This is a genomic window from Embleya sp. NPDC050493 (assembly GCF_044458105.1).
GTDB lineage: Bacteria > Actinomycetota > Actinomycetes > Streptomycetales > Streptomycetaceae > Embleya.
The window spans coordinates 134,578-158,357 of record NZ_JBITHP010000025.1 but is presented as its reverse complement, the minus strand read 5'-3'; the positions used below and the strand labels follow the sequence as shown (position 1 = coordinate 158,357).

The window sequence follows — 23,780 nt, the reverse complement described above, 5'->3', positions numbered from 1 at the left end:
CCGGAGGCAGCAGGGACAGTGCGGTCTCGTCGGCGAAGACGATCACCGCACCTGTTCGCTCCGCGGTGGTTTTGCCTGGGGCCACACCGTGCTCCTCCAGGTCGTCACCGCCTCCTCGTCCCGTTCCCACGCACGCCGGGCCGGCCGCTGCCGCGACCAGCCGTGCGCCCTCAACAGACGCCACACACTCGACGGCGACGCGTACACCACCCCCGTGACCTGCGTGATCACCCGCCCGACCCGCGCGAGAGTCCAGATCTGCCCGGTGAACCCGGATGCCTCCGGCCCGGCCTCGAGAACCGCCGCCACCTCGGCGAAGCCCTCGTCCGACAGACGCCGTCGAGTGCCGGGCGGGCCGGCGGAGCGCAACGCGTCCACCCCGCCGTCCACCCACGCGCGATGCCACACCGACACCGCCTGCGGCGACACGCCCGACCGACGCGCCACCTCCGCCTGCGACACACCCTCCGCGAACCAACCCGCCGCCCGCAACCGCAACTTCTCCCGGCGATCCCGCTCCACCGGGGTCATCCCCGAGCTCCCCATACGGCAGGTATGCCCACATTTGACACACCGTCAATCGGACCCGGAAACGTCAGTAGTGGCCGCATGACCGATGACGACACATTCGCAGCAGCGGTCCGAGCGTTCGACCGCACGGCGGCAGCCGTTACCGAGTTACTGGCCGCCGCGACCGTCGAACGCGCCGACGTCCAGGCCAGGTTTCCGATCGAGGAGTGGCCCCAACTACCGCTGGAGCGGTACGCGCTTGGCCTTGATCAGAGCGACCAGGACAAGCCGCCCTATTGCCAGTTGATCGAGTTCCGCACGCCGGCGATCGGAAGCATGAAAGGTGGCAGTTCGGCCAAACACATCATGTTCTGGCACCGCAGTGGCGAGTGGCGGATGGCCAAGCCACTACACGGCATGCCTCCGGACGAAGCGTGGCAGCGCCTGAGGGGGGAGTTCGTCGCCGGTTTTCGGCATGTCGAGGAAGGGGCCTGGGATCGACTCGACAGCCTGCCGATCCTGCAATACGGCCCCGCGTTGGTCACCAAGACGTTCGCGACCTACTTTCCGGCTTCGTTCCTGCCCATCTACTCCGCCGCACACCTGCGCCACTTCATCGCAACGGTGGGCGGTACGCCGGCTCCCGGGGCAGCCACTTGGCGGCTGAATCGCCACCTACGGAAAATCCTGAGCGAGCGGCCAGAGGTCGACGGATGGCAACCCGACGAACTTGCCGCGTTGTTGTACGACGCCTTCGATCCGAGGCCGGCAGTCCCGACAATGCTCAAGGTCGCCCCTGGTGCGCAAGCCGTGTGGTGGCCGGACTGCCGCGACGACGGCTACATCTACGTCGGCTGGGACACGCTCGGTGACCTTGCGCAATTCAAGAACGACGCCGAGCTTCGTGACGCCTTGGAGCAAACACACCGGAGCCGCCCTGCCTACCATCTGAGCCTGGCGGGCCTGCTCCTGCGATATCGAGATTTGCAGCCCGGCGATTTGGTGGTCGCGAACCGCGGGCTGTCGGAAATCCTCGCGGTGGGACAGGTTACCGACGACGGGTACTCCTACGACGCCTCGCGCGAGGAGGGGCGCCACCGAGTGGCCGTGGTCTGGGACGAAACGTACGCCCAGCGGCTCGAATCCGAACAAGGTGGCTGGCGTCAGACGTTCGGTAAAGTCAGTCAGCAACTCTGGAAGACCATCAAGGCCGGGCGGCAGATCACCAGTGACGTGGTGCCGGACACGGCAGGCGCAGTCGATCCGCCGGCGGATGTGAAGCGCGTGCTGGACGCGTTGGAACGCAAGGGGCAGGTGATCCTGTACGGACCTCCGGGAACCGGCAAAACCCGGTTGGCCTTGAGCGCCGCCCTGGCCTTGAGCGGCTTCGCCGATGCCATCGAGGCCGCGCCCGTCGACCGAGACGAGGCGATCGGGAAGCTCCTTGCCGACGAGCGGGTCACCATGGTGACCTTCCATCCGTCATACGACTACGGCGATTTCGTCGAAGCCTACAAACCGACGCCGGCACCGGCCCCGGGCGGGGGTTTGTCACTCGCATTGACCGCAGGCACCTTCCATACCGTCTGTACCGCGGCCGGCAAGCGGCCGGACGAGCAGTTCCTCCTCGTCATCGATGAGATCAACCGCGGTGACCTACCGCGAATCTTCGGTGAATTGGTGACGCTCCTGGAGACCGACAAACGGGGATTTGCGGTGACGCTCCCGGTGAGCAACGCTCCGTTCGTCGTCCCATCAAATGTCCGCATCATCGGCACCATGAATACTGCGGACCGCAGTGTCGGGCACCTCGACTGGGCGATCCGCCGCCGGTTTGCGTTCGTCGAGGTGCCTCCGGACGAAGAGGTCGTTTCCGGCTCGATCGGGGCCTTGAACCTCGGCGCGTTCCTTACCGAACTCAACTCCCGATTGACCCTGAACCTTGGTACGGATCATTGCATCGGTCACGCGTATCTACTGGCGGGCGGCGAGCCGCTGGGGACGGAATCCCAGCTCAGCGCCGTTTTCTACGATGACATCGTTCCGCTCCTGGAGGATTACACCCTCGGGCGAGCCGAGTTGATGAGGGAGATACTCGGGAGGTTGCTCGATCCCGAGACGGGACGTCCTGTTCGACACATGGCGCCCGCCGATTTGGTCATCGACCTTGCCGCCGAGTTCGGTGGCGTCGACTCCGAGGACGTCGATGGGTAAGGCGCTCGACGAGGTCCGGATCGGCGAGTACACGAGCGCGGACCTGGACCATGGTGCGCTGAGCCGGGTCGACCTTGTCCTGCTGCGAGCGCTGGCCGAGCAGAACCGTCTGCATGTCTATCCACTACGCACAGGTTGGCGAATTCAGAACAGGTCGACTGTGGGCGTGCTCGTGCTGGAGCGCATCCGACTGGTTCTCGTTCCCAAGATCGCATTCGGCGAAGACCGGCTGATCGAATGGTTGGCCTACGCGGTGGACACGGCCGTCCCGCATCCGCCGACGCCGAGGGCGTGGCAGATCGGCCCGCTCGGGGTGCCCGACCTGGTGGCCGCAGCGCTCGTCGCGGAGTGCCGCAAGCTATTGCGGCGCGGGCTGCGCCGGGACTACGTCGCGTGCGACAGTGTGGCTCCCGTCCTGCGAGGTCGCCTCGACATCGCCGCGCAGGTCGGCCGACGCTATGGGCAGATCGACCGACTGCACGTGCGTACCTTCGAACGTGATTCGGCTACTTGGGAGAACCAGGTCTGCGCCTCGGCCTTGGCACAGGCGGTCCGGTTTGCCGAGGATCCGGCTGTCGTTCTCGACGCCGTCGAAACGCTGCGCGAGTTCCCGGCACCGTTACCCGCAGGCGAGGCCATCCGAGTGCTCCGCCGGGCTCGGCACAACCGCCTCGACATGCACTACCGGTCCGCGCATGCGTGGGCCCGCGCCATCCTCGACGGTGGCGGCATTACCGACCTGTTCACGGACGCCGGGTTGCCCGCCGGCAGCCTGCTGCTGAACATGAACACGCTGTGGGAGAGGGTGGTTCGCCGGTTGGCCGGCACCGCGGCCGGTGGTCTTACGGTGCCGGCAGCGAATGAGGTGGTTCGGGTCGTCGGCGATCTACGAACCCACCCACCGTTCCCCCCGGATGCCCTGGTTGCACTGCCCGGCCTGAGTGGTTGGCTGCCGGTGGATGCCAAGTACAAGGCGTACGCCACCAAGAGTGTGGGTGCCGATGATGTGCACCAGTTGCTCACCTATGCGGCCGGGTACGGCGATCCGGCGCAGGCCCATGCCGTCATCGTGCATCCGGCCCCGAATGGCGCTACCAGTCGCACACTACGGGTGATTGGCCCTCGCGGGCGGCTCGGCACGATCGATCTCGTGGGCATCCACACAGGGGAGCCGCCGAGTGACATTGCAGTTGCCCAGATGGCGGCCTGTTTCACGCGGATCGGCATGCAGGGCACCGCTTGAGCTCGCGCGTTCATGTGATGGCAACCCCGGTGTGGTGTGCAGATCACATCGGTCTGGCAGCGTTCCCACTACGTCCTGCCAAGCCCATCGAAACGAGTCAGTGTGTTCGCCGTTTTGCCCGCCGCCGTGTTGTTCGACATGGATGGGACCCTCGTCGACACCGAGCAGTTGTGGTGGGAAGCGGTTGCCGACGTGGCCGGGCGGGTCGGCTACGTGTTGGGGGAGACGGACGCGGCGGATGTGGTCGGGCACGGGATCGGGCACACGGCGGGCTACCTGCACGAGGTGGTCGCCGAGGCGCCGTGTGTGCACGAGCTGACGGATGCGCTGGACGCGGCGTTCACGACCCGGGTGGAGGCTCGGATCGAGCCGCTGCCGGGGGTCCTGGCGCTGCTGGACGGGCTGTCCGCCGTCGGGGTGCCGTTGGCGATCGTGTCGGCGTCGCCGCGTCGGGTCGTGGACCTGGTGCGGGACGCGTTGGGGTCGGCCCGGTTCGCGGTCACCGTCGCGGCCGAGGACGTGGCGCGGACCAAGCCCGACCCCGCCCCTTATCTGGCCGCGGCGACCGCGCTCGGGGTCGAGCCGAGCGCGTGCGTCGCGGTCGAGGACACCATTGTCGGCGTCACCTCGGCGGAGGCCGCCGGGTGCGCCGTGCTGGCGGTGTCCTCGACCACTGCGATCGCGTCCGCACCGGGCCGCACGGTGGTCGCCTCCCTGGCCTCGATCGAGGCCGGGGATCTGGGCAAGTCCCCGGTACCGCAAGGGTGATCGCGGCCGGTGTCGCGGCCGGCCGGCGTTGCGTTCGTCAGCGCGCGGCGCAGAGCCGGTCGATCTCGGCGATCTCCGCGGCGGTCAGATCCGGCTGCCCGACGGCGGACAGGTTCTGCTCCAACTGCCGTACGCTGCTTGCCCCGACGATCACCGACACGACCCGCTCGTCGCGCAGGATCCAGGTCAGCGCGAGCTGCGCGAGGGTCTGCCCGCGGCCCCGGGCAAGCTCGTTCAGGGCGCGCAGCAGGGTCAGTCGTTCCTCGGTGAGTTCGTTCCGGGTGAGGAAGTGGCCCACCGCCATCCGCGAATCGGCGGGTACGCCGTCGAGGTATCGGTCCGTCAACAGCCCCTGGGCCAGCGGCGAATAGGCGATCAGCGCGGTTCCGGTCTCGCCGACCGCGTCCAGTACACCCTGCTCCGGTTCGCGATCCAGGATCGAGTACGCCGACTGGTTGAGCAGCACCGGCGTGCCGAGGTCGCGCAGGATCGCGACCGCCCGGCGGTGTTCCTCCGGTCCGTAGTTGGAGATGCCCGCGTACAGCGCGCGCCCGGAGCGAACGGCCGTGTCCAGCGCGCCCATCGTCTCTTCGAGCGGGGTCTCCGGGTCGTACCTGTGGGAGTAGAAGACGTCGACGTAGTCGAGCCCCATCCGGGCGAGCGACTGGTCCAGACTCGCGAGCAGATACTTGCGCGAGCCCCCGTCGCCGTACGGTCCCGGCCACATGTCCCAACCGGCCTTGGACGCGATGAACATCTCGTCGCGATAGGGCCGGAAGTCGGCACGGAAGTGCACCCCGAAGTTCGCCTCGGCCGAGCCGTACGGCGGCCCGTAGTTGTTCGCCAGGTCGAAGTGCGTCACCCCGAGGTCGAAGGCCCGTCGCAGCACCGCCCGTTGCACTTCCATGGGCTGGGTGTCCCCGAAGTTGTGCCAAAGCCCGAGCGAGACGGCGGGCAACTTGACCCCACTACGCCCGGCCCGGCGATAACGCATGGATTCGTAACGATCATCGGCAGCAGAGTGGATCATGCCCCCATCTTCGCCTGAGCTCGGCCCCGCCGACACCCGATTCCGCCGCCGACCGAGGCGTGCTCTCGAACGGTTCGGCGATCGATACCGGGCGGGATCAGATCGCCACGGCACGCAGCACGGATACGACGAGTACGCCGGCGCTCACCTCGTAGAGGAAGATCGCCCCGGCCACCGTCGCTTCCCGGCGATCGCGGTTGCCGCGTACGGGGGTGGAACCGTGGCCGTAGGGGTCCCGTCCGATGGTGCGGTCTGCGGTGCTCTTGATTTCCCGACGCCTGGCGTCGTCGACCTTGGCGAGGCCGGCTTCGGCAGCATCGGTGTATTGGATGTAGTAGCTCACGGCCGCCCTCGCCTCTCCACGGGATTGCCCTCGTTGTCGTACATCCCGCTGTAGTCGCCGGCCCGGATGCGCGCGGCGGCTTCCTCGTCCTCCTCGTGGGCCTCGGGCGGCAGCGCCCAACCAAGGAGCGCACGGCGCTCGATCTGGTCGAGGGGCGTGTTGTACATCTCCTCGTCGAACGCATCCCGCTGATCGGGCGGCAACGCGGCGCGGATTTCGGCGAGCGTCTCGGGGAGGGTGATCGCCTCACCCCGGACCACGGTGATCTTGCCGGCCATGTGCTTCTCCTCGGTCTCTGATCCAGGCTTTCCAGGTTGACATCGCACCGGGCGTTTTCGACAGCCGGCGCACACGGACGGGGCAGGCGCCCCCTGCGCGCCGTGTCCGCCGGGCGCGGCGGGAACCGGGTTCGTTCGTTTACGCACTCTTGACACCCCCAAATGTCCCTCATAAGGTCCAGATCATTCTTTGGCAGGAACAGACGAAGACCACCTGTCGGTGGCTTCGCTGTGCCCTCCTACGCGTTAGCGCTCGCGTGTCGCCGACTGGTCCTTTTTTCAGAGGACGGGTACATGGCACAGCAGCAGAGCGTCAGAGGCGTCAAGGACGTCGTCGCGCTCATCGACCGACTGGGGAGAATCTCCGGTCGGGCCAAGGTCATCTGGTTCCTCGTGTTCGGGGGCCTCTTCCTCGACGCGTACTCCAACGCCGCGCTCGGCGCCGGGCTCGCCCCGATGACGAAGCAGATGGACCTGAGCAGTACTCAGGTCTCCATCCTCACCGCCACCGCGCCGGCCCTGGCAATCCTGTTCAACCCGATCGGCGGGTGGCTGGCCACCCGGATCGGGCGGGTGCCCCCACTGCTGATGGCCAAGCTGTTCGCGCTGGCCGGCGCGGTGATCGCGGCCACCGCGGACGACTTCACCGTCGTGTGGATCGGCCGGGTCCTGGTCGGCATCGCCTACGGCGTCGACTTCGCGGTGGCGATGGCGCTGCTCGCCGAGTACACGCCCAAGACGCTGCGCGGGCGGCTCAACCTGTGGCAGGGCATCTGGTACATCGCCACCACCGGCAACCTGCTGCTCACCCTGATCTGCTTCAAGTTCGACGTCGGCGCGGACATCTGGCGCTGGTCGGTCGGCTCGGCCGGGGTGATCGCACTGTCCCTGTTCGTGCTCCAGTGGGCCTTCCTCGTGGAAAGCCCCACCTGGCTGGCCACCAAGGGTCGGCTGGAGGACGCGGTGCGCAACCTGCACCGGATCTACGGGATCGAGGCCGTCGCCGCGAAGCCGGCCGCCGCGGGAGCCGTGCACGACGACGCGGACGCGGACGAGGTGCCGCCGAACGTGGGCATGAGGCAGGCCGGGATCCTGTTCCGCGGCAAGTACCTGCCCCGCACCCTGCTCTCCTCGGCCATCTCGCTCGGCCAGTCCATGCAGTACTTCGCGGTCGGCTGGTACCTGCCGGTGATCAGCCTGGCGATCTTCGGCAACAGCTTCGAGAAGGCCACCCTCGGCTCGATGGTGTTCAACGCCTTCGGCATCGTCGGCGGCATCCTCTCCGCGTACTTCGCGCGCAAGCTGGGCCTGCGGATGAGCTCGGCGATCGGCTTCGGCGGCGTGTTCGTGATGCTGGTCGCCATGGGGCTGACGTTCGACCGGGTGCCGACCTGGATCGCGTTCATCCTCCCGGCGATGTTCATCTTCTGTCACTCGGCCGGCCCGGGCGCGAACGGCAAGTCCATCGCGGCGCTGTCCTACCGCAGTGAGGTGCGCACCCTGGGCACCGGCGTCACCGGGATGATCGGCAGCTTCGGCAGCGTGGCGGGGCTGTACCTGTTCCCGCAGATCAAGGACGGCATCGGCCTGGACAAGACCTTCCTGGTGTTGGCCATCGTGCCGCTGCTGGGCCTGCTGACGTGCATCGCGATCAAGTGGGACCCGAGCCGGGCCGTCTCCCCGGACGAGGACCCGGACGTGCCGGTGCTCACCGAGTCGCCCGCGAATCCGACGAATCCCGCGAATCCCGCGTTGGTCACCCGCTGACGGAGACCTCCCGCGAAAGACTCACGCGGAGCTTGGAATCGGATATTTCGGACCGAAAGGGCTGTGATGACGAAGACGTTGCACGCTCCCGGACGGCGCCTCGGCATCCTGTCCGTGGACGAGGGCACCACGGGGACCCGGGCCGGAGTCGTGCTGGACTCCGGGACGGTGGGCCACGTGGCGTACCGGCAGATCGCGGTGCGGCATCCCGACGAACACTCGGTCGAACAGGACCCGGTGGAGATCTGGACCGCGACGTTGGCCGTCTGTCGCGAGGCGCTGGCCTGGGCGCGCGCGAACGACGTCGAGATCGCCGCACTCGCGCTGTCCACCCAGCGGGCCACCGCGATGTTGTGGGATCGGCGCACCGGCCGACCGCTGGTGCCGGCCTGTGTGTGGCAGGACCGGCGGTACGCCCGGGACCTGCTCGCCTACGAGGCGCAGTGGGACGAGCCGCTGACCGCCCGGCTCGGCCGGCCGGTGGGCAGCAGGGCGCCGTTCCTGTGGGCCGCCCGGCAGATCGCCGAGCAGCCCGAGGTGGCCGCGGCGCACGCCGCCGGGGCACTGCTGTTCGGCACCGTGGACACCTGGCTGGCCTGGAAGTTCACCGGCGGGGCCGCGCACGCCGTCTCGGCGAGCAACGCCGGTTCGGTGGGCGCCTACCTGCTCCGCGAACACGCCTGGGATCGTGAGTGGATCGGGCAACTGGGTTGCCCGCTCGACCTGTTGCCCGATCTGTTCGCCGACGACGACCTCGGCTACGGCCGGATCGACCCGGAACTCCTGGGCGTGGACCTGCCGTTGGCCGCGGTCATGGGCGACCAGCACGCGGCGCTGATCGCGCTCGGCGGGCTGGCCGCCGGGCAGGGGATGTGCGTGTACGGCACCGGAACGTTCGTGGACGCGGCCACCGGGGACACCCCCGCGCTGCCGATCCCGGGCGTGACCGGAGTCCTGGCCCAGCCCGGTTGGCGGCAGGGCTCGACCACCCACTTCAGTCTGGAGGCGTATTGCTCCACCACCGGATCGGCGCTGCGCTGGTTGTGTGACGACCTGGGCTTCTTCGCCTCACCGGCGGAGATCGGCGAACTGGCCGCCCAAGCCCAGGGGCACGCCGGGTCGGGCCGGCGCGAGTGGTTCGTGCCCGCGCTGGCCGGGATCCGTACCCCCGTCTGGCGGCCCGAGGCGCAGGCCGCGCTCAGCGGCCTGACCCTGGCCACCACCCGGGCGGACGTGGCCCGCGCCGTGCTGGACGGGATCGCGCACTCGGTATGCGACCTGATCGACGGCGTCGCCGAGACGATGCGCGCACCGTTCGCGCGATTGCGGGTGGGCGGCGGCGTGGCCGGCAGCGACACGCTGATGCAGATCCAGGCGGACATCGTCGGCCTGCCGCTGGAGCGCGCCGCGGACTCGGCGACCGCGAGCCTGCGCGGCACCGCCTACCTGGCAGGTGTCCGCGAGGGCCTGTGGTCCTCGCTCGAAGAGGTGGTCGAGGCGCAACCGCGCGGCCGGGTCTTCGCGCCGACCACCACCCCCGAACAACGCGAGGAACAACGGACCGCGTGGCGGACCGTGCTCGCGCCGCACCTCGACTGAGGCACGCGGACCGCGCCGGCCGGCCGCGCGAGCACCCACGGCGCGGTCCGACCTCGACCACCCGCCCGAGGCCGCCCGAAACCCGGGCGGCCCGACCCCGGGCCACCGACCCCCCGGCCGTTCACCCCAGGCCGCCCCCGGCCGGCCGCGAGGCCACCCGCACCACGTACCACCCGGCGGTCCGGTCATCGAACCGCCGGACAGATCCCAGGAGTTGATGTTGTGATCACCTTGCCCGCCCGCAAGCCTCGGCGTGCGTCAGCGGCGGCCACGAGAGGGGAGCCACTGCTTCTCGACCGGAGCCGGGCCAAGCGCCGGCTCGCGGACCACGTGTTCGACGTGCTCGTGATCGGCGGCGGCGTCACCGGCGCGTACGCCGCACTCGACGCGGCCTCGCGTGGTCTGGACGTGGCCCTGGTGGAGAAGGACGACTTCGCCTCGGGCACCTCCTCCAAGTCGTCCAAGATGGTGCACGGCGGCCTGCGCTACATCGAGCAGGGCAACGTCAACCTGGTCCGGCACTCGCTGCTGGAGCGGCACCGCTTCCGCAAGAACGCACCGCACCTGGTGCACCGGCTGCCGTTCCTGTTCCCGATCCTGGAGAAGGAGGGCATCTTCGACGCCCGGTTGGCCAAGGGCTTCGAGGGCCTGCTGTGGACCTACGACCTGGTCGGCGGCTGGCGGATCGGCAAGCTGCACCAGCGGTTGACCGTCGACGAGGTGCTCGCGCACGCCCCCACGCTGCGCGCGGACCACCTCAAGGGCGGGCTGATGTACTTCGACGGCCGCGCCGACGACGCGCGGCTCGTGCTGACCATCGTGCGCACCGCCGCGGCGCTGGGCGCCACCGTGCTCAACGGCGCCAAGGTGGACCGCGTCCTGGACGAGCGCGGCCGTGCCGCGGGTGCCCGGGTCGAGGTGGACGGCGAACGGTTCGACGTGCGCGCGTCGGCGGTGGTCAACGCGACCGGCGTGTGGAGCGACGCGGTCGACGCGATGGCCGACGCCGGGCACGCGCCGCAGGTACGGCCCGCCAAGGGCGTACACATCGTGGTCCCGTGGAGCAAGGTCCGGATCGACTGCACGGTCACCGTGCCCATCCCCGGTCGGGCCCGGCGGGCGACCTGCACACGCTGGGGCGACGCGGTCGTGCTGGGCACCACCGACGAGGACTACCAGGGGTCCGTCGACGACGTGCACTGCACACGCCCGGAGATGGAGTTCCTGCTCGAAGGCGCCAACACGGCGTTCGAGGGCAAGCTCACCCCGGACGACGTGGTCGGCAGCATCGGCGGGCTGCGTCCGCTGGTCGGCAAGAAGGAGGGCGCCACCCTCGACATGAGCCGCGACCACCACATCGCCGTCGGTCGCGGCGGCATGGTCACCGTCACCGGCGGCAAGCTCACCACCAGCCGGCACATGGGCGAACTGGTGATCGACAAGGTGATGGAGGTGCTCGGCCGCAAGGGCCGCAGCCGCACCGCCAACCTTCCGCTGATCGGCGGCGCCGGCTACGACGCCGAGGCGATCGCCGCCTCCGGCGGTCTGGCCGCACACCTGGGCGAGCGCTACGGCACCGAGGCCCGATTCGTCTCCGACCTGCTCGCCGAGGACGCCACGCTGGCCGAGCCGGTGGTCGCGGGCATGCCGTACATCCGGGCCGAGGTGGTCTACGCGGCCCGCTCGGAACTGGCCCGCTCGGTGGACGACGTGCTCTCCCGGCGTACCCGCTCGCGCCTGTTCGCCCGCGACGCCTCCGCCGCCGCCGCACCCGAGGTCGGCCGCCTGCTCGGCGCCGAACTGGGCCTGTCCGAAGCGGAGATCGAGCGACAGGTCGCGGACTACCTCGCGGCCGTGCGGCACGAGAAGGCGGTCCTGCTCGGCGACTCCGAGACATCCGCGGCAGCCGCGCCGCCTCGGGCACCCAAGGCGTCCGCAGGCGCCGCCGCGCCCGCGAAACGCCCATGACCGGCGGCAGGCACAGCACCCGCAGTACTCGCAGTACTCGCAGCACCCGACGACTCGCCGGACCCGAAGGAGCACAGCAGTGATCAGCAGGCAGACCATCACCAACCCGTTCAACCGAGGCGACTACATCGTGGGCGCGCCCACCCCGCCCAAATGGGCCCGCAACACCCCGGTCGGCGACGGCGACGCCTCGCTCCAGGGCACCGTGGTCGAGGTCCCCGAGTCGGTGATCGCGGACCTGCGCGGCGCGGCCAAGGCCGTGCACACCGACCGCGCCGACGTGGTCACCCGCACCCGCGACTGGTGGGCCGGCACCATGATCGGCGAGACCGACGGCCGCCCGGCCACCCCCGACGCGGTGATCGTCGAGGTGATCGACGCCGACCAGGTCGCCGAGGTGCTGCGGATCTGCAACGCGGCCGGCATCCCGGTCACCGCCTCGGCCGGCCGCAGCAACGTCACCGGCGCGGCGCTGCCCGTGCACGGCGGCGTCGTGCTCGACCTGTGCGGACTGAACCGGATCCTCTCCTTCGACGCCGAATCGCTCGTCGTCGACGTGGAAGCCGGCATGTTCGGCGACCTGTTCGAAAAGGAACTCCAGGAGACCTACGGCGCCACCACCGGCCACTGGCCGTCCGCGTTCGCCGTCTCCACGGTCGGCGGCTGGATCGCCTGCCGCGGCGCCGGCCAACTCTCCACGCGCTACGGCAAGATCGAGGACATGGTCGTCGGCATCGACGTCGTGCACGCCGACGGCACGCGCGCCACCTACGGCGACTACCCGCGCGCCGCCACCGGCCCCGACCTGCGGCAGATCTTCATCGGTTCGGAGGGCACGCTCGGCGTGATCACCTCCGCCCGGATCCGGGTGCACCCGCTGCCCACGTACGCCAAGGCGCTCGCATTCGGCTTCGACACCTTCGCCGAGGGCCTGGACGCGTGCCGCAAGATCATGCAGCGCGGCGCGACCCCGGCCGTGCTGCGCCTGTACGACAAGCTGGAGAGCGGGGTGCACTTCGACCACCCCGAGACCAACCTGCTGCTGATCGCGGACGAGGGCGACCCGATCCTGGTCGACGCCATGCTGAAGGTCAGCGAGGAGGTCTGCCTCGCGTACGGTCCCGAGCTCGACAGCGACGCGGTGTTCGAGCGCTGGCTCAAGGACCGGATGCTGGTCGGCAAGTCCTCCGACGGCTTCACCCCCGGCCCCGGCTTCGTCGCCGACACACTGGAGATCGCCGGGTCGTGGACGGCCCTGGCCGAGGTGTACGACGAGGTGGTCGCGGCGATCCAGTCGGTGCCGGGCACGCTGGCCGCGTCCGCGCACCAGTCGCACGCGTACACCGACGGGGCGTGCGTGTACTTCTCGCTGCGCGGCGACGTGGACCGGCCCAAGCGGCGCGAGTGGTACCGCGCGGTGTGGGACGCGGCCAACGAGGTGCTGATCCGCCAGGGTGCGGCGCTGAGCCACCACCACGGCTGCGGCCTGCTCCGCGGCCCGTACCTGCCGGCCGCGCTCGGCGCCGGCTTCGACACGTTCGTCAAGGTCAAGGAGACCCTGGACCCGGCCGGAATACTCAATCCTGGCAAACTGGGCCTCCCCAACCGCTTCGATGCGTGAGGCGGCCGAGACCCAGCGCAGGTAGGTCATGAACGCCAGTCACCGCCCCGCGAGCGCGCCCCGGATGTCCTCCGTGCTGTCGTCCGCCTTCGTCGACGTACCGGTCATCGCGTCGATCATCGGACCCCAGCGATTGCAGAATTTCCTCGGCGCACCGGCGAAGGTGTGCATCCTCGCGTCCATCCCGGTCGGGCAGCTGCCGAACATCGTGCAGCTGCTCGGCAAGGCGGGCAAGACGGTGTTCGTCAACGTGGACAGCTGCCCGGGCCTGGCCCAGGACAAGGGCGCGCTGGAATTCCTCAAGGCGATGGGCGCGCACGGCATGGTCAGCACCCGACTCTCCCTGATGGAGAAGGGCCGCCCGCTCGGGCTGCTGACCATGCAGAAGGTGTTCGTCACCGACCGCTCGAACATGCGCCGCAGCACCGACGCGATCGCCCGCGGCGGACCGGATCTGGTCGAGATCATGCCGTCGCCGATCGTGGCCCGGATGACCCCCGAGGCCAAGCGCGCGATGTCGCCGTTCGTCGCGGCCGGCTTCGTGGAGACCGCCGAGGACGCGGCCGCCGCGCTCGCGCTCGGCGCGGTCGCGGTGGCCACGTCCGACCCCCGGCTGTGGGACCTGCGCCGCGACCGGCTCGTGGCGCTCGGCTCCTCCCCGTCTTCTTCGTCCGCTTCATCCGCTTCATCCGCAAGCAGGAGAAACACATCGTGAGTTTTGTTGTCGTCGCCCGCTACCGCACCAACCCCGACACGCAGGACCGGGTCCTCGCGCTGCTCGACGAGATGACCCGACGTTCGCTGGCCGAACCCGGCTGTCGCGGCTACCGCGTGCACCAGGGCGTCGAGGACCCGCGCACGATCGTGCTGTACGAGGAGTACGACGCCGAGGCCGACTTCACCGCGCACTGCGCCTCCGAACACTTCCGCGACATCGTGCTCGGCCGGGTGGTACCGCTGCTGGAGAGTCGGGACGTCGTGCGACTGACCCCCCGGGCCGCGGTCGAGGCCGCCCAGTGAGGATCAACGCGGCCGTACTGCGCGGGATATCGCACGAGCGTCCGTACGGGACGAGCCGGCCGGTCGCGATCGAGGAACTCGAACTCGGCGACCCGCGCGAGGGCGAGGTGCTGGTCCGGATCGCCGCCGCGAGCCTGTGCCACTCCGACCTGTCCGTGGTCAACGGCGACCGGGTCCGGCCGCTGCCGATGGCGCTCGGGCACGAGGCGGTCGGCGTGGTCGAGGCCGTCGGGCCCGGCGTGGACCGGGTCACGCCCGGCGAGCACGTCGCGCTCGTGTTCGTGCCCAGCTGCGGCCACTGCACGCGCTGCGACGAGGGCCGGCCGGCGCTGTGCTCGGCCGCCGCGGCGGCCAACGGCTCGGGCGGGCTCCTGCACGGGCCCGCGCTGCTGCGCGATGCCGCGGGCGAGGTGGTGCACCACCAGCTCGGCGTCTCCGCGTTCGCCGAATTCGCGGTGGTGGCCCAGGAATCGGTGGTGCCGATCCCGCGCGACGTACCGTTCGCGGTGGCCTCGATGTTCGGCTGCGCGGTGCTCACCGGCGCGGGCGCGGTGATCAACACGGCGGCGGTCCGGCCCGGACAGTCGGTCGCGGTGTTCGGCCTCGGCGGGGTCGGACTCTCCGCGGTGCTCGGCGCGCGGGCGGCCGGCGCGTACCCGATCGTCGCGGTCGACCCGGTGCCGGCCAAGCGCGAACTCGCGCTGCGCCTGGGCGCCTCGCACGCCTACGACCCGGCCGACGCCGTCACCGCGATCCGCGACCTCACCGACGGCGGCCTCGACGTCGCGATCGAGGCGGTCGGCAGCGCGGCCGTGGTCGCGGACTGCCTGGCCGCGGTGGACCGGGGCGGCCGCGTGGTCTCGGTCGGCCTGCCCGCACCCGGCCGCACGCTGGACGCGGTGCCGGCGTTGGCCTTCGCGGGCGAGGGCAAGTCGCTGATCGGCTCGTACATGGGCGACGCGGTGCCGCGCCGGGACATCCCGCGCTACCTGGCGCTGTGGCGCGCGGGCCTGATGCCGGTCGAGCAGCTGCACACCGCGACGGTGCCGCTGACCGACCTCAACGAGGCGATGGAGGCCCTGGCAAGCGGCGAGGCGATCCGGCAGGTGATCCGGACGGGGGCGGACGCGGTGGGGTGAGCGGGTGCCGGGGGCCTGGTCGGTCGGGGTGGTCGGGGCCCAGCCCGGTTGGGGCCGGGCCTGTGGACAGGGCTCACCCGGGTCGGGTCGGGCCCAGCCGGGTTGCGGCCGGGGCCCTGCCGACGGGCTCGCCCGGACGGATTCCGCCGGGTCGCCGCAACGGGGCCCGCGGGGTCGTCCTCCCGACCCGCGCCGCCGCGACGTCCGCCGGCGCGAGGCCGGGCCCGGGCCGGCCGCCGCCCGCGGTCAGTCCCCGGGGGCGTCGTCCAGGCTGCGGCGGATCAGCAGGTCGGCGGTGCGGTCGCGCCATGCGTCCACCCCGGTGCGGTCGTAGCCGCGGCGGGTGATGTCGAAGCGGTCGGCGAGGACCTCCTCGGGAGACAGCCGCACCCGGCTCCGGAGGGCCTCGGCGACCCGGTTCACCAGGGCGTCGACCGCGTCCCGGTCGTAGCCGCGCCGGACCGGGTCGAAGCGCTCGCCCGCCGGCCGCAGGGTCACCGCCTTCACGTCCGCCTCGGCCCGGGCATCGGCGAACCGGTCGGCCGCCACACGAGCCTCGTCCGCGTCGACGCCCGGGTCCGCGCCCCACGGGCGGTCCGTACCCCGCTTCCCTCGTGCGTCCGCGCCCCGTGAGCCGTTCGAGCCCCACGCCCCGGCACGGGCCGCCAGCCGGGCCTCGATCTCGTCGAGTGCGGCGTCCACCTCGTCCTCGTCGTAGCCCTCGCGCAGACGCACCGTCGCGAACTGTTGTTCGCGCACCCGGGCCGGCGTCAGCGGGACCGCGGCGGTGCCGTCCAGGCTGCCGCGCACCAACGCCAGGAACGCGTCCACGTCGGCGATCGCGTACCCCTCACGCAGCCGCGTCCGCGTGAAGTTCCACTGCATTCCCGCCCCCAAGCACTCGCCGGCCGGCCGGTCGACCTCGCTCGACCCTGCTCGCGAAGGCTACAACCGCCCCGGCGCCGCCGCCGGGGCAGCGAACGGCAGGATCGGCTCGGCCGCATCGGGCCGGTCGGAGCAGGTTTGCCCGCGGCGCGATCCGTCGATGATGCGGTGGTGCGGTGGTGCGGTGATGCGGTGATGCGGTGATGCGGTGATGCGGTGGTGCGGTGGTGCGGTGGTGCGGTGGGTGGTGAGTGACAGCGATGCCGGGTCCGGTCGGCTGCCGTCGCGGTGGTTCACCGTGGCGGCGGCCGGGCGGCCTCGGCATGCGTTGCGTCGGCGTTCGCATCGGGACACGGGATCCGGCTGACCACCGTCGGACCGGGCTCGGTCCGGCACGTGACCCGGGCGGCGCCGGATTCCACATCGGACACGGCGGAACGTGGGCGAGCCTGCTTCCACCGGGCCGCCGCGGACGTCACCATCGTCGACAACGGGATTTTCCATACCTCCGACACCCCCGGCATCTCCGGCACCTCCGCCCACATCCGCGGCGACACCGGGGTCGGCCCGATCGCCGGGGCCGCGCGCCGTCCGGCCCCGGTCGCCCGCGCCGTCATCCGTCATCCGTCACCAGCGTCGTCATCGGCGAGGAGCCACGCACCATGACCCAGCCGCGGGAGACCGCTCCGCCCCAGCCGCAATCGATCCTGGGCCCGCCCGCCAAGTCGGCGATGTTCCTGGTCCTGACCATCGACCCCGGCGCCGAGGCCGAGGACACCGTGCGGGACTTCCTGGCCGACCTGTCCGGACTGCGCCGTTCGGTCGGCTTCCGGATTCCGGACGGCGAACTGCGGTGCGTGGTCGGCATCGGTTCGCTCGCATGGGACCGGTTGTTCGCCGGGCCGCGTCCTGCGGAGCTGCACCCGTTCGAGGAGTTGGTGGGCGCCAGGCACCGCGCGGTGTCCACACCGGGCGACCTGCTCCTGCACCTGCGGGCACGGACGATGGACCTCTGTTTCGAATTGGCCACGGTGATCACGGGCCGACTCGCCGGCGCGGCGACGGTGGTCGACGAGGTGCACGGGTTCAAGTACTTCGACCAGCGGGACCTGATGGGCTTCGTCGACGGCACGGAGAACCCGGAGGGTCAGGACGCGGTCGAGGCGATCACGGTCACCGCCGAGGACGACCCGGACTTCGCCGGCGCGAGCTACGTGATCGTGCAGAAGTACCTGCACGACATGCGCGCGTGGAACGCGCTCCCGGTGGAGGCGCAGGAGAAGGTGATCGGCCGGACCAAGCTCTCCGACCTCGAACTGCCCGACGGGATCAAGCCGATCGACTCGCACGTCGCGCTGAACACGATCACCGATCCGGACGGCACCGAACGCGACATCCTGCGCGACAACATGCCGTTCGGCACGGTCGGCAGCGGCGAGTTCGGCACGTATTTCATCGGGTACTCCAGCACGCCGAGCGTCACGGAGCAGATGTTGCGGAACATGTTCATCGGCAATCCGGTGGGCACCTACGACCGGATCCTGGACTTCTCGACCGCGATCACCGGTGGGCTGTTCTTCGTACCGACCGCGGACTTCCTGGAGGATCCGCCGGGAGCACCGACCGAGGCCCGCGCGGCGGCGGTCGGGGCGGCCGGGTCGATCGGGGCATTCGGGTCGGGCGGGTCGGACGCGGCGGAGGAGCCCTCGGGGCCGGGGTCGGTGCTGCTGCCCGCGCCGACGTCGGGCGCGTCCGGGGCCGCGGCCGTTCCCGGCGGGGGTCGGTCCGCCGACGGATCGCTGGGCATCGGGGGTCTCGGCGCGGGTGCCGGTGCGGGGGCGGGTGCGGGTGCCGGGCGCGGCTCCGGCCCCAGCTCCGTCTAGGCCGGAAAGGCGGCCCGGCCCCGAAAGCCGGTCCGGCCGCGCCTTGCCGTCCCAAGAGACCTCGCCGTCCACCGCGTCTTGCCGTCCTACCGCATCTCGCCGTCCCACCACCGCCACGCCGCACACGCCGTCCCCCCGCCGCCGTATTCGCGCAGCCGTTCCCACGCCGCCGTATCCATCCCGACAAAGGAGCGCCACCTCATGAACAACCTGCACCGGGAACTCGCCCCCGTCTCCGACGCCGCCTGGGCGGATCTGGAGGACGAGGCCAGACGTACGTTCAAGCGGCACGTCGCCGGCCGCCGGGTCGTGGACGTGCAGGGCCCGGACGGCAGCGAGACGGCCGGCGTGGGCACCGGTCACCTGACCGACCTCGCGCCGCCGGCCGACGGAGTACGGGCGCGCAGCCGGGACTTCCGTCCGCTGATCGAACTGCGTGTGCCGTTCACCGTGGCCCGCAGCGCGGTCGACGCGGTCGAGCGCGGAGCCAAGGACGCGGACTGGCAACCGGTCAAGGACGCCGCGCGCAAGATGGCGTTCACCGAGGATCGGCTGATCTTCGAGGGCTACGCGGCCGCGTCGATCGAGGGCATCAGGGCGGCGTCCGGCAACGCGCCGGTGACGCTGCCGGCGGCGGTGCGGGACTACCCCGACGCGGTCAGCCGCGCGCTCACCGAACTGCGCCTGGCGGGCGTCAACGGCCCGTACCAGTTGGTGCTGGGCCCGGAGGCGTACACCGCGGTCAACGAGGCGGCCGATCACGGCTACCCGATCCGGCAACACCTGACCCGGATCCTGGGCGGCGAGCCGATCTGGGCACCCGCGATCGACGGCGCGTTCGCGCTGTCCACCCGAGGCGGCGACTACGAGTTGCGGTTGGGGCAGGACCTGTCGATCGGCTACCTGTCGCACGACGAGGACAACGTGCGGCTGTACTTCCAGGAGACGCTGACCTTCCTGATGTACACGGGCGAGGCCGCGATCGCGTTCGCTCGGCCGTAGCCGGGACGCGAAGCCGGGACACGAAGCCGGGACGCGAAGCCGGGACACGAAGCCGGGACGCGAAGCCGGGACGCGAAGCCGGGACGCGAAGCCGGGTCACGAATCCGGGGCCCGGCGGTCGGGGCCCGGCAGTCTCACTCGGGTGCCGCGAACAGCGCCTCGGTATCCCGCCGCAACAACGCGATCAACCGCTCCACCCGCTCCGGCGCGACCTCGAGCCGCCAACACAGCTCCCGGTCCGCCGGCGCGGCCGGTGCCACCACGACCCGCACCTCGTGTGCCGGTTCCGCCGCCCCGGGCGCCGCGTTGTGCCATCCGAGCAACGCCTGCGCCAACCGACGCGCGGGCCCTTCGACTTCCGGCAACTCACCCACCACGGAAGCCCGTTCCAGGGGGTCGTCCCCGGGCCGCCTGGGAAACCAATTCTCCATACCCGCCATGCTCACAGCCCACCCTCCCGACCAACCCGCACCCCACGCGGTCCGATCGGGTTCTCCTGGGGTCGAGGAGGCGTGGATGGAGGATGCGCAGGTCGAGGTGCGCAGGTCGAGAAAGCGCAGGTCGAGGAGTTGCGTCAGACCGGGTCGGTCTGGAGTTGGATTTGGGTTTCGGTGTCGGTGAAGCCGAGGGCTCGGTAGAGGTCGATGGCCAGGTAGGTGGGGTCGGCGACGATGACCAGGGTTTCGGTGGACCAGTGGGCCTGGGCGTGTCGGGCTGCGGCGTGGACCAGGGTGGAGGCCAGGCCCTGGTTGCGGTGGGCCGGGTGGGTGGTGACGGTTTGGTAGCGGGCCAGGCCCTGGGCGTCGGTGAACAGGCCCAGGCCGGCGCGGAGTCGGTCGTCCTCGAAGGCGCCGAACCAGGCTCCGTGGCCGCGGGCCTGGAGGTCGCGGAAGCCGGCGACGCGGCGGGTGACGAATTCGCGGTAGGCGGCAGGGTCGAAGCCCGGGTTGGTGGCTTCGCTGAGGGCCACCGCCTGGGCCCAGTCGTCGTCGGTTTCGGCGATCCGGACGGTTGCGGTGGTGTTGGGGCGCGCGGGTGCGTGGAGCGTCGTCGCGGTCAGGACGGTGCTGCGTTCGACCGACAGGCCGGCGGCGGCCAGGTCGGTCGGGTCGCCGGCCGCCCCGGTCGTGCCGTCGACGCCGAGGGTGACGTGGGCCGCGTCGGGGAATTCGCGGCGGAAGGTGTCGATCCACGCGGCGGCCGTGCCCGGGGACGGCGGCGCGGCCAGGAGGAGGAAGTTGCCCCAGTGGAAGGTGGGGTTGGCCGGCGTCCGGACGACCAGGTAATCGTCGCGCTCCTCGACGTGGCTGCCCTGGAGGGTGAGCAACATCAGGTCGGTGCGGTAGGCCAGGGAGGTCACGGTCGCGTTCATCGAGCCACCCCATCACATGCGGCAGCCGCCCGGGCAGCCATTTTCGGCCCGTGCGATCGGGGCACGGGGCCGCAGCGTGACGAGGCGTCGGGGCTGAGGGGAGAGCGGGGAGAGCGGGGAGAGCGGGGACAGCGGGGCAGCGGGGGGACGGGAGGCACGCCGCTTCCGCTCAGTGAAAACGAGGCGAACGCGCACCGTTCGGTGGCCAGGCCGCGTCCGGCACGGGCGCACGCTTCGGCGGCCCGCACGCCAACCTCGACGCCTTCACCGAAACCCAGTGGCTGACGGTGCGGGGCGACATCGCACCGCATTTTTTCCGAGGGCATCCGTTCCGGGCGACGGCGAGACGAAGGCGGAGGCGGACGGGGCGCAGATGCGGACGCGGACGCGGACACGGCCCGGGGCGCGGTACGGCCCGGCCGTGGCCACCACCCGCGACCCGGTCCGCGTCCGCGCTTCGCGCCCGGCGCCTCGCGCCCATGCGTGTTCGCCGACTCGTGGCGGGCGTGGGGATCGGGGTCGGATGTGGCAGGCTCGTGGGTCTACGCTCCGCGATCCGAAAGCAGGACCATGTCCGGCACTAACCACCTCGCCCAGGCCGACCAAGCAATGCGCGAGGGACGCATGGATGCCGCCGTCAAGCTCTACCTCGAAGCCGCCGACGCCGGCGTGCCGGAGGCTCGTCGCAAGGCCGGCGAGCTGATGTTCGCGGGAGGCGACGAGACCGCCGAGGCGATCCTGCGGGAGGCGTTGGCGGAGGGGGACGTCGAGGCGGTGGACGCGCTCAGCGAACTGCTGGAGGTCACCGGCCGGGTGGATGCCGCCGTCGACCTGCTGATCGAGCGGCATCGGCTCGGCGAGACGCAGTGGGCGCTGCCGATCGCGAACCTGCTGGCCGACGCGCTGGACGAGCCCGAGGCGGCCGAGCGGTGGTACGTCTCCGCGCTCGAAGCCGGCGATCCCGACGCGCCGAACGACTTCGCCGCCTTCCTTCAGGACTTCGACCGCGCCGCCGAGGCCGAGGCGTTGCTGCGCCCGGCGGCCGAGGCCGGCGACGAGTTCGCCATGGCCAACCTCGGCCGGCTGCTGCTCAACGGCGACGCGGTCGACGACGGCATCGCGTGGCTGACCCGGGCGGTCGCGGCGGGCCAGGAGGACGCGCTGGTCGACCTCGGCGACGCCGAACTCGACGCGGGTCGGATCGGCGACGCACGCGAGCACATCCGGCGGGCGCTCGACTCGGGCATCGACGGCTCGCGCCTGCTGTACGCGCACCTGCTCGACCGCGAGGGCGCGGACCGGAGCGAGGTCGAAGCCGCCTACCGCGCCGCGGTCGAGGCGGGCGACGTGGAGGTCGAGGGATGAGGCGCGCGGCGCTGGGGGTGACCCTGGCCGCGCTGATAGCCGTCGGCGCGTGCGGCCCCGCCGACGACAAGGACGCCGAGGACGCCAAGGCCGGGTCGTCCGCGACGCCGTCGCCCACGCACTCGGCCCGGCCCGGCGAGATCCGCGACCCCAAGGCGCACATCTCGTACGTGCTGCCCCAGGGCTGGTACGCCAAGCCGCCGGACACCGCGGTCGGCCTGTACTCCTCGGTCGCCTCCACCGTCGACCCCAAGACCGCCGATCCCACGGCCAAGCCCACCGCCGACCCGAAGAACCCGCTCGGGACGTTCATGGTCGGCGTGGTGGACACCAAGGCGTACGTGTCCAAACCGCGCACGATGCCGGAGGTGGCCGAGACCGTGGGCCGGGCCCAGCTCGAACTGATCTACCCGGCCAAGGCCCAGGACGCGGTCCGCTCCAACGAGGCGGCCAGAATCGACGGCCGCAACGCGTGGCTGATGGACATCGAGTGCACCCCCGAGGACAAGAACGTGGCCCCGTTCCGGCTCCGGGTCACCGTGATCGACACCGGGGTGGTACCGATCTACCTGTTGTCCTCGGCGCCGAGCAGCGCCACCGAACGGTTCGGCGAGATCGAGTCGCTCGAACGCTCGGTGCGGTTCTGACGGAGGGCAGCGCGGGTGGGATGGGCCGTGCGGCGCGGCGCGGCGCAGGGTGGTGCGATGCGATGCGGTGCGGTGCGGTGCCGTGCCGTAAGCACCGGCCTCGACACGCCGGCCCACCCGTCACCTGCCACCTGCCACCCACCCGTCACCTCTCATCCGCCTGCGGCCGGTGCGGCCGCCCGAAGCCGGCGTCTACGCGCAGCGAAAGCACGCCCCCACGCGCCGTTCGGCCCGTCCGCCGCGCGCCCTTCCGCGCCTGCGCACGCCTGCTCGGCGCGCCCGGGCCCGGCCGCTTTTTCATCGGCGTCCCGACGTCGCGCGCTCTCGTCGTGTCGCCGGTAAGGTGGCTGTGACCTGCGGATTCGGTGAACTTCCGGGCTCGGATGGCGGGTTGGCGTCATACGTGCGGCTTGTCCGATGCGATTCGCGGTTTTCTTTGCCAAGCGATCCGCCCGGAAGGCGCTCGGATTCGGTAACTTCCAAGTGGTTCACCGATCTTGCCGCGGTTCTTACCAGATCGCGGACGTTCGGCGACCGATAATCGCAGTTCGGGCCCGTTTCCAGGGTGTATTCGATCACGGTGCTCTCAGCAGCCCGACCGACTGGAGGGGGAGACGTGGCCACCACCGTGTCCAGAACGCGCTCGACTGTACGGCTCGTGTCGAAACCGCAAACGGTCTCCGCCGCTCGCGCGCACGTGCGCCGCTTTTGCGAACGGGTCGGCTTCGAGTCCGACGACCCGGTCCGGGTCACCTCCGAGCTGGCCTCGAACGCGGTCGAACACGCCGGGGACTACGGCGACTACGAGGTCTCCGCCTCGCTGCACGGCCGGGTCCTGTGGGTGGAGGTACTCGACTGCCTGCCGTGCTCGCTGCCGTCTCCCGTGGAGGTACTGGAGGACGCGGAGGCCGGCCGCGGCCTGCTCGTGGTCGCCGCGCTCACCCAGCGGTTCAAGGTGGAACTGCGCAGCAGCGGACGCAAGGCGGTGTGTGCCGGGTTCGAGGAGGACTGAGCCCTCCCGGTACGGTCGGACCCGTACCGGCGCGCAGGCGTACGGGCGGTGCGGCGATCACGCGCGGACGGTCGCGTCGGCGCGGACGACCGCCACCCGCTCGCCTCCACGCCG

At 71.0% G+C, this 23,780-nt stretch carries 22 protein-coding genes; 15 read left to right on the top strand and 7 right to left on the bottom strand.

Annotated elements, in window-relative coordinates; genetic code table 11:
- Positions 1–42: 42 nt before the first annotated feature.
- Positions 43–531 carry a winged helix-turn-helix domain-containing protein gene (locus tag ACIBM5_RS35815; protein WP_396010877.1) on the bottom strand — a complete coding sequence of 163 codons (489 nt, stop codon included), beginning with the start codon at positions 529–531 and terminating at the stop codon, positions 43–45.
- Between the two features lie 78 nt (positions 532–609).
- On the opposite strand from ACIBM5_RS35815, the gene ACIBM5_RS35810 reads away from it, so the two are divergent.
- From ACIBM5_RS35810 to ACIBM5_RS35800, 3 genes are all read left to right on the top strand, one after another.
- Positions 610–2,724 (top strand): AAA family ATPase, encoded by a 2,115-nt coding sequence (locus ACIBM5_RS35810; protein ID WP_396010876.1) that lies wholly within the window; start codon positions 610–612, stop codon positions 2,722–2,724.
- Entirely contained in the window at positions 2,717–3,967 is a 1,251-nt protein-coding gene (locus ACIBM5_RS35805) for a PE-PGRS family protein (protein ID WP_396010875.1), read from the top strand. Before ACIBM5_RS35810 ends, ACIBM5_RS35805 begins: the two co-directional genes overlap by 8 nt.
- 102 nt (positions 3,968–4,069) lie before the next feature.
- Positions 4,070–4,735 (top strand): HAD family hydrolase, encoded by a 666-nt coding sequence (locus tag ACIBM5_RS35800; protein ID WP_396010874.1) that lies wholly within the window; start codon positions 4,070–4,072, stop codon positions 4,733–4,735.
- A 37-nt stretch (positions 4,736–4,772) separates the two neighbouring features.
- Here the strand turns inward: ACIBM5_RS35800 and ACIBM5_RS35795 are convergent, their stop codons facing one another.
- The 3 genes from ACIBM5_RS35795 to ACIBM5_RS35785 form a co-directional block, all read right to left on the bottom strand.
- The gene (locus tag ACIBM5_RS35795) at positions 4,773–5,765 is read right to left on the bottom strand and encodes an aldo/keto reductase (RefSeq protein WP_396010873.1); all 993 of its coding nucleotides are present in this window, start codon (positions 5,763–5,765) and stop codon (positions 4,773–4,775) included.
- A 97-nt stretch (positions 5,766–5,862) separates the two neighbouring features.
- The gene (locus ACIBM5_RS35790; RefSeq protein WP_396010872.1) at positions 5,863–6,108 is read right to left on the bottom strand and encodes a hypothetical protein; all 246 of its coding nucleotides are present in this window, start codon (positions 6,106–6,108) and stop codon (positions 5,863–5,865) included.
- The gene (locus ACIBM5_RS35785; RefSeq protein ID WP_396010871.1) at positions 6,105–6,386 is read right to left on the bottom strand and encodes a hypothetical protein; all 282 of its coding nucleotides are present in this window, start codon (positions 6,384–6,386) and stop codon (positions 6,105–6,107) included. Before ACIBM5_RS35785 ends, ACIBM5_RS35790 begins: the two co-directional genes overlap by 4 nt.
- A gap of 294 nt (positions 6,387–6,680) precedes the next feature.
- Here ACIBM5_RS35785 and ACIBM5_RS35780 point away from each other — a divergent pair, with 294 nt between their 5' ends.
- The 7 genes from ACIBM5_RS35780 (at position 6,681) to ACIBM5_RS35750 (ending at position 15,500) form a co-directional block, all read left to right on the top strand.
- The gene (locus ACIBM5_RS35780; protein WP_396010870.1) at positions 6,681–8,153 is read left to right on the top strand and encodes an MFS transporter; all 1,473 of its coding nucleotides are present in this window, start codon (positions 6,681–6,683) and stop codon (positions 8,151–8,153) included.
- A 66-nt stretch (positions 8,154–8,219) separates the two neighbouring features.
- Complete coding sequence (locus ACIBM5_RS35775) at positions 8,220–9,752, top strand: FGGY family carbohydrate kinase (RefSeq protein WP_396010869.1); 1,533 nt, start codon at positions 8,220–8,222, stop codon at positions 9,750–9,752.
- Between the two features lie 222 nt (positions 9,753–9,974).
- Positions 9,975–11,720 carry an FAD-dependent oxidoreductase gene (locus ACIBM5_RS35770; RefSeq protein WP_396010867.1) on the top strand — a complete coding sequence of 582 codons (1,746 nt, stop codon included), beginning with the start codon at positions 9,975–9,977 and terminating at the stop codon, positions 11,718–11,720.
- A gap of 79 nt (positions 11,721–11,799) precedes the next feature.
- Entirely contained in the window at positions 11,800–13,341 is a 1,542-nt protein-coding gene (locus ACIBM5_RS35765) for an FAD-binding oxidoreductase (RefSeq protein WP_396010866.1), read from the top strand.
- Between the two features lie 28 nt (positions 13,342–13,369).
- Entirely contained in the window at positions 13,370–14,056 is a 687-nt protein-coding gene (locus tag ACIBM5_RS35760) for a glycerol-3-phosphate responsive antiterminator (protein WP_396010864.1), read from the top strand.
- Positions 14,053–14,361, top strand: a complete 309-nt coding sequence (locus tag ACIBM5_RS35755) for a putative quinol monooxygenase (RefSeq protein ID WP_396010863.1) — start codon at positions 14,053–14,055, stop codon at positions 14,359–14,361. The genes ACIBM5_RS35760 and ACIBM5_RS35755 overlap by 4 nt, the downstream gene beginning before the upstream one ends.
- The gene (locus ACIBM5_RS35750; protein WP_396010861.1) at positions 14,358–15,500 is read left to right on the top strand and encodes a zinc-binding dehydrogenase; all 1,143 of its coding nucleotides are present in this window, start codon (positions 14,358–14,360) and stop codon (positions 15,498–15,500) included. The genes ACIBM5_RS35755 and ACIBM5_RS35750 overlap by 4 nt, the downstream gene beginning before the upstream one ends.
- A 246-nt stretch (positions 15,501–15,746) precedes the next feature.
- On the opposite strand, the gene ACIBM5_RS35745 is transcribed toward ACIBM5_RS35750, so the two are convergent.
- On the bottom strand, positions 15,747–16,385 hold the full coding sequence (locus tag ACIBM5_RS35745) for a DivIVA domain-containing protein (RefSeq protein ID WP_396010859.1): 639 nt from the start codon (positions 16,383–16,385) through the stop codon (positions 15,747–15,749).
- Between the two features lie 662 nt (positions 16,386–17,047).
- Between ACIBM5_RS35745 and ACIBM5_RS35740 the strand changes: the two genes are divergently transcribed.
- Together ACIBM5_RS35740 and ACIBM5_RS35735 are read left to right on the top strand one after the other, a co-directional pair.
- Complete coding sequence (locus ACIBM5_RS35740) at positions 17,048–18,268, top strand: Dyp-type peroxidase (RefSeq protein ID WP_396010858.1); 1,221 nt, start codon at positions 17,048–17,050, stop codon at positions 18,266–18,268.
- Positions 18,269–18,469: 201 nt separating this feature from the next.
- A complete protein-coding gene (locus ACIBM5_RS35735; protein WP_391586177.1) occupies positions 18,470–19,270 on the top strand; it encodes a family 1 encapsulin nanocompartment shell protein in 801 nt (266 codons plus the stop codon).
- Positions 19,271–19,404: 134 nt separating this feature from the next.
- Here ACIBM5_RS35735 and ACIBM5_RS35730 read toward each other — a convergent pair whose 3' ends face one another.
- Both ACIBM5_RS35730 and ACIBM5_RS35725 read right to left on the bottom strand, forming a co-directional pair.
- Positions 19,405–19,701 carry a hypothetical protein gene (locus ACIBM5_RS35730; protein WP_396010857.1) on the bottom strand — a complete coding sequence of 99 codons (297 nt, stop codon included), beginning with the start codon at positions 19,699–19,701 and terminating at the stop codon, positions 19,405–19,407.
- Positions 19,702–19,844: 143 nt separating this feature from the next.
- Positions 19,845–20,642: a GNAT family N-acetyltransferase gene (locus ACIBM5_RS35725; protein WP_396010856.1), complete on the bottom strand. Its 798-nt coding sequence runs from the start codon at positions 20,640–20,642 to the stop codon at positions 19,845–19,847.
- A 570-nt stretch (positions 20,643–21,212) separates the two neighbouring features.
- On the opposite strand from ACIBM5_RS35725, the gene ACIBM5_RS35720 reads away from it, so the two are divergent.
- The 3 genes from ACIBM5_RS35720 to ACIBM5_RS35710 all read left to right on the top strand — a co-directional run bounded on the left by ACIBM5_RS35720 (position 21,213) and on the right by ACIBM5_RS35710 (position 23,666).
- A complete protein-coding gene (locus ACIBM5_RS35720; protein ID WP_396010855.1) occupies positions 21,213–22,007 on the top strand; it encodes a hypothetical protein in 795 nt (264 codons plus the stop codon).
- A complete protein-coding gene (locus ACIBM5_RS35715; RefSeq protein WP_396010854.1) occupies positions 22,004–22,654 on the top strand; it encodes a hypothetical protein in 651 nt (216 codons plus the stop codon). Before ACIBM5_RS35720 ends, ACIBM5_RS35715 begins: the two co-directional genes overlap by 4 nt.
- A gap of 658 nt (positions 22,655–23,312) precedes the next feature.
- Positions 23,313–23,666 (top strand): ATP-binding protein, encoded by a 354-nt coding sequence (locus ACIBM5_RS35710; protein WP_355529903.1) that lies wholly within the window; start codon positions 23,313–23,315, stop codon positions 23,664–23,666.
- The last annotated feature ends 114 nt before the right edge of the window (positions 23,667–23,780 follow it).